The sequence below is a fragment of the Actinoplanes sp. NPDC026619 genome, assembly GCF_040638295.1.
Classification (GTDB): domain Bacteria; phylum Actinomycetota; class Actinomycetes; order Mycobacteriales; family Micromonosporaceae; genus Actinoplanes.
On the sequence record NZ_JBEZYA010000002.1, the window covers coordinates 435,251 to 448,181 of the forward strand.

15 protein-coding genes are annotated in these 12,931 nt (G+C 69.1%); 7 read left to right on the plus strand and 8 right to left on the minus strand.

The features are described from left to right. Together AB0E90_RS07220 and AB0E90_RS07225 are read left to right on the plus strand one after the other, a co-directional pair. Entirely contained in the window at positions 1-684 is a 684-nt protein-coding gene (locus AB0E90_RS07220; protein ID WP_360400630.1) for a phosphatase PAP2 family protein, read from the plus strand. Between the two features lie 30 nt (positions 685-714). Then, positions 715-1,398, plus strand: a complete 684-nt coding sequence (locus tag AB0E90_RS07225; protein ID WP_360400633.1) for a phosphatase PAP2 family protein — start codon at positions 715-717, stop codon at positions 1,396-1,398. Here the strand turns inward: AB0E90_RS07225 and AB0E90_RS07230 are convergent. After that, complete coding sequence (locus tag AB0E90_RS07230) at positions 1,367-2,758, minus strand: hypothetical protein (RefSeq protein ID WP_360400636.1); 1,392 nt, start codon at positions 2,756-2,758, stop codon at positions 1,367-1,369. The two genes, AB0E90_RS07225 and AB0E90_RS07230, sit on opposite strands and share 32 nt — an antisense overlap. A gap of 44 nt (positions 2,759-2,802) precedes the next feature. Then, positions 2,803-4,281, minus strand: coding sequence for a mannitol dehydrogenase family protein (locus tag AB0E90_RS07235; protein ID WP_360400639.1), 1,479 nt, complete (start codon positions 4,279-4,281; stop codon positions 2,803-2,805). A gap of 175 nt (positions 4,282-4,456) precedes the next feature. On the opposite strand from AB0E90_RS07235, the gene AB0E90_RS07240 reads away from it, so the two are divergent. Both AB0E90_RS07240 and AB0E90_RS07245 read left to right on the plus strand, forming a co-directional pair. Continuing rightward, positions 4,457-5,017: a dihydrofolate reductase family protein gene (locus AB0E90_RS07240; protein ID WP_360401350.1), complete on the plus strand. Its 561-nt coding sequence runs from the start codon at positions 4,457-4,459 to the stop codon at positions 5,015-5,017. Positions 5,018-5,559: 542 nt separating this feature from the next. Continuing rightward, entirely contained in the window at positions 5,560-6,516 is a 957-nt protein-coding gene (locus AB0E90_RS07245; RefSeq protein ID WP_360400642.1) for a helix-turn-helix transcriptional regulator, read from the plus strand. Here the strand turns inward: AB0E90_RS07245 and AB0E90_RS07250 are convergent. Together AB0E90_RS07250 and AB0E90_RS07255 are read right to left on the minus strand one after the other, a co-directional pair. Further along, on the minus strand, positions 6,476-6,916 hold the full coding sequence (locus AB0E90_RS07250; protein ID WP_360400645.1) for a hypothetical protein: 441 nt from the start codon (positions 6,914-6,916) through the stop codon (positions 6,476-6,478). The genes AB0E90_RS07245 and AB0E90_RS07250 overlap by 41 nt on opposite strands. Before the next feature lie 92 nt (positions 6,917-7,008). Next, positions 7,009-7,890: a helix-turn-helix transcriptional regulator gene (locus AB0E90_RS07255; protein ID WP_360400648.1), complete on the minus strand. Its 882-nt coding sequence runs from the start codon at positions 7,888-7,890 to the stop codon at positions 7,009-7,011. Here AB0E90_RS07255 and AB0E90_RS07260 point away from each other — a divergent pair. Beyond that, positions 7,880-8,227: a nuclear transport factor 2 family protein gene (locus AB0E90_RS07260; RefSeq protein WP_360400651.1), complete on the plus strand. Its 348-nt coding sequence runs from the start codon at positions 7,880-7,882 to the stop codon at positions 8,225-8,227. The two genes, AB0E90_RS07255 and AB0E90_RS07260, sit on opposite strands and share 11 nt — an antisense overlap. Before the next feature lie 38 nt (positions 8,228-8,265). After that, positions 8,266-8,910 (plus strand): dihydrofolate reductase family protein, encoded by a 645-nt coding sequence (locus tag AB0E90_RS07265; RefSeq protein ID WP_360400654.1) that lies wholly within the window; start codon positions 8,266-8,268, stop codon positions 8,908-8,910. Here AB0E90_RS07265 and AB0E90_RS07270 read toward each other — a convergent pair. The 4 genes from AB0E90_RS07270 to AB0E90_RS07285 all read right to left on the minus strand — a co-directional run bounded on the left by AB0E90_RS07270 (position 8,897) and on the right by AB0E90_RS07285 (position 12,222). Then, entirely contained in the window at positions 8,897-9,295 is a 399-nt protein-coding gene (locus tag AB0E90_RS07270; protein WP_360400657.1) for a hypothetical protein, read from the minus strand. The two genes, AB0E90_RS07265 and AB0E90_RS07270, sit on opposite strands and share 14 nt — an antisense overlap. A gap of 150 nt (positions 9,296-9,445) precedes the next feature. After that, on the minus strand, positions 9,446-10,708 hold the full coding sequence (locus tag AB0E90_RS07275; RefSeq protein ID WP_360401353.1) for a GAF domain-containing SpoIIE family protein phosphatase: 1,263 nt from the start codon (positions 10,706-10,708) through the stop codon (positions 9,446-9,448). Between the two features lie 53 nt (positions 10,709-10,761). Beyond that, on the minus strand, positions 10,762-11,565 hold the full coding sequence (locus AB0E90_RS07280; RefSeq protein ID WP_360400660.1) for a SigB/SigF/SigG family RNA polymerase sigma factor: 804 nt from the start codon (positions 11,563-11,565) through the stop codon (positions 10,762-10,764). Between the two features lie 129 nt (positions 11,566-11,694). Then, entirely contained in the window at positions 11,695-12,222 is a 528-nt protein-coding gene (locus AB0E90_RS07285) for a hypothetical protein (protein WP_360400663.1), read from the minus strand. A gap of 103 nt (positions 12,223-12,325) precedes the next feature. Here AB0E90_RS07285 and AB0E90_RS07290 point away from each other — a divergent pair, with 103 nt between their 5' ends. Next, the gene (locus tag AB0E90_RS07290) at positions 12,326-12,907 is read left to right on the plus strand and encodes an MBL fold metallo-hydrolase (protein WP_360400666.1); all 582 of its coding nucleotides are present in this window, start codon (positions 12,326-12,328) and stop codon (positions 12,905-12,907) included. Positions 12,908-12,931: the final 24 nt, after the last annotated feature.

Sequence of the window (12,931 nt, forward strand, 5' to 3'; positions counted from 1 at the left end):
ATGCGTCAACCATCCCTGGGCGTACGCCTGACCGTGGCTGCCGCCGGCGCGGTGGCGCTGCTGATGCCGGCGGCCATGGTCGGCGTGCTCGTGGTGGGCAAAGCCGGCTGGCTGCACCGCCTCGACCGATCAGTGACCGATGCGCTGCACGGTTTCGCCCTGGACCACCCGGCCTGGGTGTGGTTCATGAAGGCGTGGAGCCTGGCCTTCGACCCGAACGTGTGGCGGCTGGGCGCGCTTGCCCTGCTGATCTGGCTGGCCCGGCACGGGACGCGGTCGCTGGCCTGGTGGGTGGGGATCACCATGATCGCCGGCGGGGTGCTGGGCGCGGTGCTGAAGCTGATGGTCGGGCGGCACCGGCCGGACCTGCTCGATCCGGTGGCGCAGGCGACCGGATACTCGTTCCCGTCCGGGCACATGCTGAACAACGCGCTCGGCGCGGCCGTCTTCCTGCTTGTGCTGCTCCCCTACACCCATGACCGGCCGCTGCGCCGCGCGCTGCTCTGGGCCGGCGCGCTGGTGATCCCGCTGATCACCGGGGTGAGCCGGGTGGCGCTGGGCGTGCACTGGACCAGCGACGTGGTGGCGGCCTGGTTCCTCGGCATCGCGCTGGTCGCCGCGATGGCGGCGGCCTACCTGGCCCGGCGGCACTCGCACCTGACGCCGGACGGATTGCAAGCATGAAAGACCGTCGATTCGGGTAACGCCGGGCCCATGCTGGAGAACCGGGCGGTAATCGAACATCGAACGGCGTACTACGCCAAGCGCATCCTGCCGTGGATGATCGCCCTGTTGCTCGGGATGATCGGCCTCGGACTACTGGTCACCAAGGTGTTCGACAACGTGTGGCCGTTCACTGCCGAGGACAACCTCAACCGGTGGTTCGCCGACCACCGCACCGGGCCGTTCAATGCGATCACCTATGTCGGCAGCCTGTTCGGCAGCACGCCGGTCATCGTCGGCCTGACCGCGATCATCGCGTTCATCCTTCTCCGCACGCTGCACAGCTGGTATGAGCCGCTGTTCCTGTGCGCCACGGTGAGCGCCCAAGCGATCGTCTTCTTCTTCGCGACCCTGGTCATCGACCGGCAGCGCCCGATGGTCAAGCACCTCGACAACTCGCCGCCGACCTCCAGCTTCCCGTCCGGGCACACCTCGGCGGCGGTCGCGCTCTACTGCGGACTGGCCTTCGTGCTGGCCGGCCTGGTGCATCAGACCTGGCAGAAGTGGCTGTGCTGGGCGCTGGTGCTGATGCCGCTGTTCGTGGCGTTCTCCCGCCTCTACCGCGGCATGCACCACCCGAGCGACGTCACGGCGTCGTTCCTCAACGGCGCGCTGTGCATCGCCCTGATGTCGTGGGCCATCCTCAGGTCAGAGCAGCGATCTTCAGCTTTGTGACCGCCACCGGCCCGGCCGTCGAGCGGATCAGCACCTGATCGACGCCGCCGTGCTTGGCGGCCAGGTCGGCCGGCACGGTCAGCGTGGCCGAGTCGGCCCGCGAGAAGTCCTTGAAGGTGATCTCCATCGTCAGCGAGTTCGGCGTCAGCGGGGTGACCTGCACGGCGCCGACCGGGGCGTCCTGCAGGAAGTCGAGCAGCAGCGGCACCTCGTGACACTTGGCCGGGTCGTCCGGCGAGCTCGAGGTCAGGAACTTCCCGGTCGGGTCGTCGACCACGGCGGCACTACGCGCGTTTTCGCAGCCGGCCACCGCGACGGCGCCCGGGTCGGCGCTCACCAGGAAGCCGTCGTTGCGGAAGACGTCGCTGGCCACGACACCCGGCGGCGGGGTGGTCAGGTCGATCTCGCGAGCGCCGGTGCCGGCCGGCGGGGCGGTGGTCGCGGCCGGCGCCTCGGACTGCTGCGCCGGCGGGGCCGCGGCCTCCGAGGTGGCGGCGGGCGGCGCCGCGGCGCTCTGCTGCTGCGGCGGTGGCTGCGCCGCCGTGGTGGCCGCCGCTCCGGCCGTCGCCGGCGCCTGCTGGGTGGCAGCGGCCGGGTCGGGTTTGTCGTTCGCCCTGGTCAGCAGCGTCGGCACGGCGATCGCGGCGGCCAGCACGATCACCCCCGCGGCGATCCCGGCGATCTTCGCGAACTTCGACGCGATCCGCGGCTGCTGGATGAACGACGCCGTGCCGATCACCGGCGTCGCGCCCGGCAGGTCGGGCGTCGCGGACAGGGTGAGCTGCCGCTGCTTCTCCTTGTTCCATGGCAGGGGGGCCGACACGTTCAGCAGCGCGCGGGCCGTCATGCCCGGCGGCAGGTCGAGCCAGCCCGGCTGGAACACGGCGCTGACCCGCCGCTCCGGGTCGGTGGCGGTCAGGTAGAGCCGCACCGGCGCGTTGCCGCCGTTGCTGACCTCCAGCGTGTACTGCCCGGACCGCCCGCCGGTGACCACCTCGGGCGTGACGCGCAGGGTGATCGCCTCGACGCTGGCCAGCTCGATCGGCACCTCGACGCAGCGGGACACGTCATGCCGGTACTTCGACCGCACGAGCGCGCCCACCACATAGGTGCCGGCCGGGGCAGGCGGCTGCACCGGCAGGTTGACCTTGACGGTCAGCGTGCCGCTCTCGGCCGGGCGCAGCTTGGCCACCTCGGGCTCGGTGCGCACGGTCGCCCCGTCGGGCAGGCCGAGCATCTCGACGCCGTAATGCTCCACGATGTCACTCGCGTTGCGCACGGTGACATCGAACTGGAGGTTGTCGCCGGGCGAGGCATCCGCCCGCTCCGGCGCGACATTGACACGCAGCGGCAGGGTCACCGGCTCATGCTGTCACTTCCCCGCGATTTTTCGCGACCGCCCAACTAGCTAATCCCCGACACGAGATCTTCGAGCGTCGCTCGCGCTCCCTTGTGGTGCAGCCCGGCGAGCACCGAGCGGTACGCCGAGACGAAGCGCTCGTTCTCCACCAGGTCCCCGAAGACCTCCCGGTTCTCGATGAACGCCAGTGGATCCTCCCGTTGCCTCCGCGCCGCACCCGTCAGCGGCCCCTTCAACCGGTCGACCACCTCGATCGGTTCCCCCTGCTCGTCGACGCCCTCGTCGTAACGCGCCCAGGACGCCACGATCGCCGTCGACAGCAGGATGTCGCCGCCGGTCTCCAGGTTGCGGCGGATCACCGGCAGCAGCCACTTGGGGATCCGGTCGGAGCTCTCCGCGCACAGCCGGGCCACCGTGTCGCGGACCTGCGCGTTGGAGAACCGGTCGATCAGCTGGTGCTGGTACTCGCGCAGGTCCACCCCCGGCACCGGCTCCAGTGTCGGCGTCGCCTCGCGCTCCATGTAGGCGAGCAGGAAGCGGGCGAACAGCGGATCCTGCGCGACCTCGTGCACCAGGCGATAACCGGCGAGCCACCCGAAATAGCACAAGCCCTGGTGGGACGCGTTCAGCAGACGCAACTTCATCAGCTCGTACGGTTCCACGTCCGGCACCACCTGCACGCCGGCCTCCTCGAACGGCGGGCGCCCGTTGCCAAAGCTGTCCTCGAGCGCCCACTGGGTGAACGGCTCGCACACCACCGGCCAGCCGTCCTCGACGCCGAACTGCTTGCGCACCTGGTCGCGGTCCTCGTCGGTGGTCACCGGCGTGATCCGGTCGACCATGCTGTTCGGGAAGTGCACGTTCTCCGCGACGTACGACGCCAGGCCCGGATCACGCAGCCTCGCGAACGCCACGAAGCTCTGCCGCGCCACCTCGCCGTTCCCCTGGATGTTGTCGCAGCTCATGATCGTGAACGGCGGCAGGCCGCGCTCCCGGCGCCGCTCGATGGCCGCCGTGATCAACCCGAACGTGGTCTTCGGCTGGTTGCCGGCGGTGAGGTCGTGCCGGACGTCGGGGTTGTCCGCCATGAACTCGCCGGTGACCGCGTGGAAGTTGTAACCCCCCTCGGTGACCGTCAGCGACACGATCCGGATCTCCGGCGCGGCCATCTTTTCGATCGCTGCCTCCGGGTCGTCCGGCGCGTAGAGATATTCCACGATCGAGCCGATCACCCGGGCCTCGAGGTTGCCGTCCGGCGACTTCACCACCAGCGTGTAGAGGCCGTCCTGCGCGTCCAGCACCTGCCGCATCCGCTCGTCGGCCGGCATCACCCCGACCCCGCAGATCGCCCAGTCGAGGGCTTTACCGTCGTTCATCAGGCGATCCAGGTACATCGCCTGATGGGCCCGGTGGAAACCGCCCACTCCGAAGTGCACGATCCCGGCCCGCAGGTCGGACCGGTCGTAGGACGGGACGGCGACATCCTTCAGAGACGTCAGGTTGGCGTTACGCAGCGGCAGCATCTTCGATGACCTCCCGGCGGTGGATCGGGGATAACCCACAGCATCCCACCGAACCCCCTAGGTCACCGGCGACCGAGCCCATCGATCTTCTGCCCGCTCCCGGTCAGCGCCGATTAGATTCGACCTCGTCGCCATCACCCTGGGAGGGCACGTGTCGGGACGATTCGTTTACTGGATGAATGTGTCCGCCGATCTCCGGATCGAGCACGCCGACGGTGAGGAGGGCGGCGGAAACTGGATGCGCATCGGGGAGCCGCTGCACCGCGAGTTCAACGCCCGGGCGCGAGCGCTGTCGATGATGGTCCAGGGCCGCACGATCTACGAGACGATGGAGTCGTTCTGGCCGGCCGCCGCGCAGGACGCCGCGGAGCCCGACTTCATCCGCGAGTACGGCGAGATCTGGACGTCGAAGCCCAAGGTCCTCGTCTCCCGCACCCGCACCGACGCCGGCCACAACACCGAGGTCATCGGCGGCAAGGGCGACGCGATCGAGCGACTCGCCGAGCTGCGCGACCGCACCGACGGCAGCATCGGCGTCGGCGGCGCCACCATCGCCACGCTCCTGCTGAAGGCCGGCCTGCTCGACGAGCTCCTGCTCTTCACCCACCCGGTCCTCCTCGGCACCGGCCGCCCGCTGTTCGACAGCCAGGACACGCCACTCGAGCTGGACCTGCTCGAGCACAGCTCCTTCGACCAAGGCGTGACCATGCACCGCTACGCCCTCCGCCGCAGCTGATCACTATTAGCGGCAACATTTCACCTCGTACCATTGTCCTTCTTTCCATTCTTTGGAATTGCCACGAGGATTGGTTGCGCTCTAAGATCGGAGCCGCTCCAGAACGCGCATCAACTGGTCATAGGTCGGCGTGGCCGCGCCGACCGCCAGGATGGTGCCAGGAGCAAGTGGATCCCCCACCGGCACGCGTGCGCACCCTCTCGCCCGCAGCCCCGGATGCAGGTGATTCCCTGGTATTCGCCGAGGCAGCGCAGCTGTGATCTCGTGCATGCCAGTCTCCCTTCCGTGAAGTTCGGCGACCCCGATCGCCGGCTGAGCGGCAGCGACGGACACCCGCGGGGCTCGGGCATCCGCCGCGCCTGGACCCATATTTGGCGAGGACATCGGGAGTGCACAACGATCCGCAGGTATGAATCTCGGCCGGATGCCAATTTTCGACATAATTTCTCGTTTGGCATTCCACGAAGGCATTCAAGACATTCCACGATGGAGTACGGGCCGACTCCATGGCGCATGGATCAATCGCAAGGAGGCAGCAGTCCATGGAGATCCAGAACGCCGAGCGAGCCAGCTCGACGGTCCCCCGGCGTCAACTCGGCCGCTTCCTGAGGCAGCAGCGCGAGGCCAACGGGAGAACGATCAAGGAAACCGCCGAGCACCTGGATTGCTCGGTCCAGAAGCTGTGGCGGATAGAGAAGGGCGCCGTTCCGGTGCGGGGCCCGGAGGTGAAGGCCCTCTGCGACTTCTACGGCACCGACCCGGAGATCGCCGAGGCGCTCGTCGGCCTGGCCCGGGAGACCAGGGCCCGGGGCTGGTGGCAGTCGTACGACGACCTCGTCATGCCGGATTCGTTCGTGCTGCACGTCGCTCTGGAGGAGGCGGCCGGCCGCATCCGCGTGTTCGAGCCGCAACTGGTTCCCGGGCTATTGCAGGCGCCCGCCTACATGGAAGGGGTCATCCGGGGCGGCGGTCCGCACCTCGACGACGATGCCGTCAAGGCGGCGATGCGGAGCAGGCAGGAGCGCCAGGGGCTGCTCTCCCGGCACTTCCCGCCGCCGCCACGACTGGAGGTGATCCTGTCCGAGGCCGTCCTGCTCGTCTCGGCGACCACTCCCGGTGCGATGCAGCAGCAGCTGTGGCACCTGCTGAAGGCGAACGAGGAGGGGAAGGCGATCATCCGGGTGCTGCCACTCTCGGCCGGGCTGCATCGGGCATGCGGGACGGGCAAGTTCGCGATCCTCGAGTTTCCCGCACCGGCCACCCGCGACCGCGGTTCCCCGGAACCGCCGACCGTCTACAGCGACAGCCTCACCGGCGCCCTCTATCTCGACAAACCCCAGGAGATCGAGGCGTACGAGCGGGTGTGGACGGACCTGGACACCCGCTCGCTCCCGGTGGCCGGCTCCAACGCCCTGATCAGCGAGGTCATGCGGGAGAGGCATGACCTCGCCGGGACGGTCAGGCCTTTCGCCAGCGAGCCCGGTCCTCGCCTGACTTGAGGGTGCAGCGCATCAGCGTGCCCTTGGTGGTGTGGCCGGTCGCCCCCTCGGGCGAGCAGAACGCGCCCGGGTGCACGGCTTGCCCACCGGCGGTCGGCTTGGTGGTCGGCTTCGGCTTCGCCGTCGTCGGCTTGGGCTTTGGTTTGGCCGTCGTCGGCTTGGGCTTCGGCTTCGGCGTGGTCGGCTTCGGCGTGGCCCTGGCGGTGGTCGCCTTCGGCTTCGGCAGAACGGCGACCGCCGCCGTCGCGGTCGGTTCGAGGGCCGCCTCGGTGGTGGCCTCCACGGCGGGAGTCGTGGCGGCCGGCGGCACGGGGGTCCGGTCGGACGGCGCGCCGCAGCCACCGACCAGGACACCCAGGACGGCAAGGGCGATCACGGCATGTTTCGGGTGCGGCTTCATCCGGCTCAGGCTCGTCGGACAACCGCGCACACCGGATCGGGTTTTCGTATCGGGCCGATCGCCGTCCGGTCCGGGAAAATGCGGGGACGGCGTTACCGCCGAGCGAACGGCCGACCGCTATCGAGCGCCTCGGCGGTGGCCGCATCGGCCGGGAAATACGATTCCACCGCGATCTCGTCGAGGGTCACGTCGAATGCCGTACCGAATCGGGCAATCATGTTGATGAAACTCAATTCACGGCCGCCATGCCTAATATGGATAGGCAGAGCGATATCGTCCGCGCCCGGTCGCACCGGGTCGCCCATCGAGCCGTAGGTCAGCATTTCCGCGTGCAGCGACGTCAGAAACGGATCGCCGGATTGGTGCACCTGACCGGCCAGTCGATAGAGCAGCCGGGCGCGCACATCCGGCATGTTCGTGACCCGCGAGGCGAAGCCGCCGGGATGCATGCTGAGGCGCATCATGTTGACCGGCGGCTCCAGCAGGGACGCGTCGACCCCGTCGAAGAACACGGTCATCGCGGCGTTGGCCAGAACCAGGTTCCACCGCCCGTCGACGGCCAGGGCCGGGTAGGGCCCGTGCCCGTCGAGGAGTTGGCGGACCGCCCGCCGCGCGGCCGACATCTCCGGCAGATCCCATCCGCGTTCCTGATAGACCGGCGCGTATCCCGCCGCCACCAGAAGGCGATTGCGCTCGCGCAACGGCACGTTGAGGTGCTCGGCCAGGCGCAACACCATGTCGCGGCTCGGCATGGTGCGGCCGGTCTCGACGAAGCTGACATGCCGTGCGGAGACGTCGGCCCGACCGGCGAACTCGAGCTGACTGAGACCCCGCCGCTGCCGCCACTCGCGAAGCATCTCACCGACCGCAGAGCCCATTGCCGGAGTGTAGCCACCCCCATCACGACGAGCCATTACCAGCGATGTAATCGACGCCGCCTCATTCCGCTGACAACATCGGCGCATGACATCCATCAAGGACCAGTTCCTGAGCGCTTTCGCCGAATTCGCGGCCGGTCGGCACGACGTGCTTTATTCGATTCTCCACGAGGATTTCGTGGAACACAGTCCCGGCAATCCCTCCGGCCGCGACGCATTCGTGGAATTCATCAAGAACGGCCCGGTCGCCACCGCGAAATTCGAACTCGAGCGGGTGATCGCGGACGACCAGCACGTCGTGGTGCACTACCGGATGACCGGCGGCCCGGGCGACCAGGCGGTAGCCGTGGTCGACATCTGGCGGTTCGACAACGGGCTGATCACCGAGCACTGGGACGTGGTGCAGCCGGTCGCCGAGGGCAGCGAACCCTAGAGTGATCCGATATCGCCATCACGCTGGAGGTCGGGTTCATGTCGCAGGTCCGCGTACACAACTTCGCTGTCTCCCTCGACGGCTTCGGCGCGGGAGAGGGGCAGAGCATGGAGGCGCCCTTCGGGCATGCGCAGGGGCGCCTGATGGAGTGGTTCTTCGGCACCCGCACCTTCCAGGCGATGCACGGCAAGGGCGGCGGCGGAGCCGGTGTCGACGAGGCTCTGGCCAGCAATTGGGGTCCGGGCATCGGCGCGGAGATCATGGGCCGCAACAAGTTCGGACCCCAGCGCGGCGCCTGGACCGACGATGAGTGGAAGGGCTGGTGGGGTGACAATCCGGTGTTCCACACCCCGGTGTTCGTTCTGACCCACCACCCCCGCCCGTCGATCGAGATGGAGGGCGGAACGACCTTCCACTTCGTCGACGCCGGTCCGGCCGAGGCGCTCGCGATGGCCCGGGACGCGGCGAACGGGCTCGACGTGCGCATCGGCGGAGGTGTTGCCACCGTCCGTCAGTTCCTGGCCGCGGACCTCATCGACCACATGCACATCGCGCTGGTGCCGATCGTTCTCGGCCGCGGCGAACGGCTCTGGGACGGGCTCGAGGGCCTCGACGAGCGTTTCACCATCGAATCGGTGACCACCCCGAGCGGCGTCACCCACCTGACGTTCACCCACAAATAGGCATTTCGCCGGCCGAACCCAGCGGCCGCAACGCGCGACGTTGGCCGGCCGCGGCGATGCCATGGACCAGGCGGGCCAGCCCGGCCGCTCCGGCGGCGTCGTCGGCCCGGCGCACGGTGGTGCGGATCGGCACGACCTCGTCGAGCTGGACCTCCTCGCGGAGCAGCAAGAACACCAGGATCAACCCCGCCAAACGAGCATTGCCATCGTCGTACGGATGGAAGAAAGCGACGTCGAGATACGCCCGGGCCGCGCGGGCCGTCACCGGTATGTCCCGGTCGGCCGCCTCGGCCAGGCACGCGGCGAACCGGTGCTCGGTGTCGGCGTGCAGCCCGTACCGTTCGCGGCCGTTCTTCGCGTAAGCCGGCGCCCGCCGGAACGCCATCCTCGTAAGCGGTCAGCAGTCGCCCGGACGCGAAGCCGAGGTAGCCGTCCCGAACCGCCCGCACCGGCAGCTCCAGGTGCGGGACGGGCGGCGGGGTCGAGGTCTCACCAGGTGAGTCGCGAGAGATCAGGAAGAGCGGTCACCGCAGAACTACCGAACACTCAGGACGATGATCACCATGTCGTCGCTGACCTGCCCGCCGGCGGATCGCAGCGCCTCCCCGAGCAGCGAGTCGGCGATCTCGTCGGCCTTGGTCGTGCCGGCCCGGCGCAGGACGGCGTGCACCCCGTCCGGGCCGAAGACGGCGTCGGATTCGGGGGCGCCGGCCTCGGTGACGCCGTTGGTGCACAGCGCCAGGACGTCGCCCTCGTGCAGCTCGAGGTCCTGGATCTTGAGGTTGAGCCGCGGGAGGAGACCGAGCGGCGTGCAGGCCAGGCCGAACGTCTCGACGGTGCCGTCGGCACGGCGTACGGCCGCTGGTGGATGCCCGGCCGTGCAGAGGCGCACGGCGAACCCGGTGTCGCTGGGGCGCACCGAGAGATAGGCGAGCGTGACGAAGCCGGACGAGCCGGTCTCGGCGAACCAGCGGTGCAGAGCCGTGTCGAGCTCGGTGAGCACGATCGCCGGCGAGCTGGCCCGCACCGCGGCGGCGCGCAGGGTGTATTTGGCCAGCGCGCTGGTGCGGGCCGCGGAGGCGCCGCTGCCGGCGACGTCGCCGAGGAACACCGCCCAGCCGGTGGGGGTCTGCACGGCGTCGAAGAAGTCGCCGAGAACGTCGCTCTCGGCCATCCGGTAGGCGACGCCGATGTCAAGGCCGTCGATCACCGGCAGGTCGTGCGGCAGCAGGCTCTCCTGCACGGTGCGGGCCAGCTGGCGGTACCGCCCGGCGGCCGCCCGTGCCTGCTCGGCGTCGTGCGCGGCCTCGTCGGCGGCGATGCGCAGGGCGACCTCGCCGCCGGCCGCGTGGGCCAGGACCTCCAGGGTGCGCACGTCCTGCGGGCTCCAGGCGCGGGGCCGGTTGTCGACGACGCAGAACGAGCCGAGCACCTGGCCGTCCGGGGAGCGGACCGGGAAGCCCGCCCAGGCGACCACGCCCATCGACTCGATCGAGGGGTTGTTGCTGGTCATCGGGTTGAGCCGGGCGTCGTCGATGACGACCGCGTCGTCGGTGGCGATGATGTACTGGCAGAACGACTCCTCGACCGGGTTCTGCCGGTCGGCGAGGTCGGTGCTGGTGATGCCGATGCAGCTCTTCCAGAAGGAGCGCTGGTCGTCGACCACGGTCACGAAGCCGAACGGCGCGTCGAGCAGCTCGCACGCCAGCCGGGTGAGCCGGTCGAACGGCTCCTCCGGCCCGGTGTCGACCAGCCGGGTGCGGTGCACCGCGGCCAGCCGCGCCGGCGAGGTCAGCATCGTCACGCCGTCAGTCTACGAGGACATTCATCGACGACCGCGAAGCAAAAAGGTCAGCCGATCTGGGCGCGCAGCTTGGCGAGGGCCTTGGTCAGCAACCGGGAGACATGCATCTGCGAGATCCCGACCTGCTCGGCGATCTCGCTCTGCGTCAGGTTGCCGTAGAAGCGCAGGCTGATGATCCGCTGCTCGCGCTCGTCGAGGCGGGCGAGCGCCGGCCCGAGGGCCACGCGCAGCTCGGCCAGCTCGAACTCGTTGTCCTCGCCGGCGATGGTGTCACCGAGCGTGGTGTTGCCGTCGTCGGTGGTCGGCGTGGAGAGGCTGGTCGTGTTGTAGGCACGGGCGCCCTCGAGGCCTTCCAGCACCTCTTCCTCGCTGATGTCGAGGTGCTTGGCGATGTCGGCCACGGTCGCCGAGCGGCCCAGCTGGTGCGCGAGCGTATTGTTCGCCGCGGTGATCGCGAGCCGGAGCTCCTGCAGGCGCCGGGGCACCCGGATCGACCAGGTGCGGTCGCGGAAGTGCCGCTTCAGCTCGCCGACGATGGTCGGGATGGCGAAGCCGGCGAACTCGATGCCGCGCTCCGCGTCGAACCGGTCGACCGCCTTGATCAGGCCGATCACGGCGACCTGCTGCAGGTCGTCGGCCGGTTCGCCGCGGCCGGCGTAACGGTTCGCGAGGTGCCGGGCGAGCGGGAGCCAGGCTTCGATCGCCCGGTCACGCAGGCCTGCCCGGGACGGGTGCCCGGCGGGCAGGCCGGCCATCGCGGTGATCAGCTCACTGGCCAGATCGGGAGAGGCCGACGTGGTGTCGGTGCTGTCCGACGTGGTGTCGGTGCTGATTACGGCCGTGGCGGTCATGGAACTCCCAGCGTCGGTTCGCCCATCCTTGCCCGGGTCGGGCACGGATGCCAGTGACCGCTAATTCCACGAACGCCAGCTGCGTAAACTCACCCGATCAGGCACATTGAGCAAGCCGAAAAGGGGGGGCTAGACCGGCGGATGGCCCGGCCACTGCCCAGGCTGCGCCGGCGGCGAGGTCACCACCGGTGGATGGCCGTAAGCCGGCGGATAGCCGTAAGCCGGCGGCTGGGGGTAAGCCGGTGGGCGGGAGAAATAGGCGCGGGCGGTTCGTGGCGCGGTCAGGGTCACCATCGCCGCGATGCCGACCAGCACGATCCCACCGCCGGCCAGCGGAATCCCGCCGCCCACCGCGGTGATGAGCAGGAGCAGCGCGCCGAACAGGATCGTGAACGTCATCACGACCAAGCTGGTGATCCACGCCCACATCCGGCCTTTGCGCACGTGATACGCGAGGACAAGGATAAAGACACCAACCAGCAGGATGAACGAATTGAGTACGAGGAACACGCCCCGGGCGCCCGCACTCCACTGGTCCTGACCCAGATTGACGACCACCCCGTACAGCACGCGGCCCACGCTGATGACTCCGACGACCGCGACCAGACTGGCGCCGATCTCCACCGACAGCGGCCGTCTGAAGTCCAGCTCGCTCAAAGTACCCCCGTACGACATCCTTGCTCTCCTTACCGCATTGAACCTGATCGTTGCCGGCCCATCTTAGGGTGACGCCCGCCGGCCGGTCGCTAAGCTCGGCACCATGCGCGTGGATCACGAGGTTGTCTCCGGCACGTTCAGCCTGGACGGGCAGACGTTCGACGTCGACAACAACATCTGGGTGGTCGGCGACGACGCCGAGTGCGTGGTGATCGACGCCCCGCACGACGTCGACGCGATCATGGCGGTGGTCGGCGACCGCACGGTCCGGGCGATCATCTGCACCCACGCGCACGACGATCACGTCCGCGTCGCGCCCGCCCTGCGGGAGCGCACCGGCGCGCCGATCCTGCTGCACCCGGCCGACCGCCCGCTGTGGGAGCTGACTCACGGCACCTCGGTCAGCTGGGATCAGGACCTGGCCGACGGCGACAAGATCGGCTCGCTGACCGTCCTGCACACGCCCGGCCACGCGCCCGGCGCGGTCTGCCTCTACTCCCCCGACCTGGGCTGCGTCTTCACCGGAGACACCCTGTTCCAGGGCGGCCCGGGCGCCACCGGGCGTTCATATTCGGATGCGGACCTGATCGTCGACTCGATCCGGGCCAAGCTGTTCACCCTGCCGGGCGAGACGGTCGTGCACACCGGCCACGGCGCCGACACGACGATCGACGCCGAAAAATAGAAACGGCGCGCCCCTGGTGCAGAG

Bases quoted from the DNA above. Each gene is read 5' to 3' on its own strand.
- AB0E90_RS07270 (WP_360400657.1), bottom strand. From the start codon at position 9,295: ATGGCGTTCCGGCGGGCGCCGGCTTACGCGAAGAACGGCCGCGAACGG.
- AB0E90_RS07260 (WP_360400651.1), top strand. From the start codon at position 7,880: ATGACATCCATCAAGGACCAGTTCCTGAGCGCTTTCGCCGAATTCGCG.
- AB0E90_RS07245 (WP_360400642.1), top strand. From the start codon at position 5,560: ATGGAGATCCAGAACGCCGAGCGAGCCAGCTCGACGGTCCCCCGGCGT.
- AB0E90_RS07225 (WP_360400633.1), top strand. From the start codon at position 715: ATGCTGGAGAACCGGGCGGTAATCGAACATCGAACGGCGTACTACGCC.
- AB0E90_RS07280 (WP_360400660.1), bottom strand. From the start codon at position 11,565: ATGACCGCCACGGCCGTAATCAGCACCGACACCACGTCGGACAGCACC.
- AB0E90_RS07220 (WP_360400630.1), top strand. From the start codon at position 1: ATGCGTCAACCATCCCTGGGCGTACGCCTGACCGTGGCTGCCGCCGGC.
- AB0E90_RS07290 (WP_360400666.1), top strand. From the start codon at position 12,326: ATGCGCGTGGATCACGAGGTTGTCTCCGGCACGTTCAGCCTGGACGGG.
- AB0E90_RS07255 (WP_360400648.1), bottom strand. From the start codon at position 7,890: ATGGATGTCATGCGCCGATGTTGTCAGCGGAATGAGGCGGCGTCGATT.
- AB0E90_RS07250 (WP_360400645.1), bottom strand. From the start codon at position 6,916: ATGAAGCCGCACCCGAAACATGCCGTGATCGCCCTTGCCGTCCTGGGT.
- AB0E90_RS07235 (WP_360400639.1), bottom strand. From the start codon at position 4,281: ATGCTGCCGCTGCGTAACGCCAACCTGACGTCTCTGAAGGATGTCGCC.
- AB0E90_RS07275 (WP_360401353.1), bottom strand. From the start codon at position 10,708: ATGCTGACCTCGCCGGCGCGGCTGGCCGCGGTGCACCGCACCCGGCTG.
- AB0E90_RS07265 (WP_360400654.1), top strand. From the start codon at position 8,266: ATGTCGCAGGTCCGCGTACACAACTTCGCTGTCTCCCTCGACGGCTTC.
- AB0E90_RS07240 (WP_360401350.1), top strand. From the start codon at position 4,457: ATGAATGTGTCCGCCGATCTCCGGATCGAGCACGCCGACGGTGAGGAG.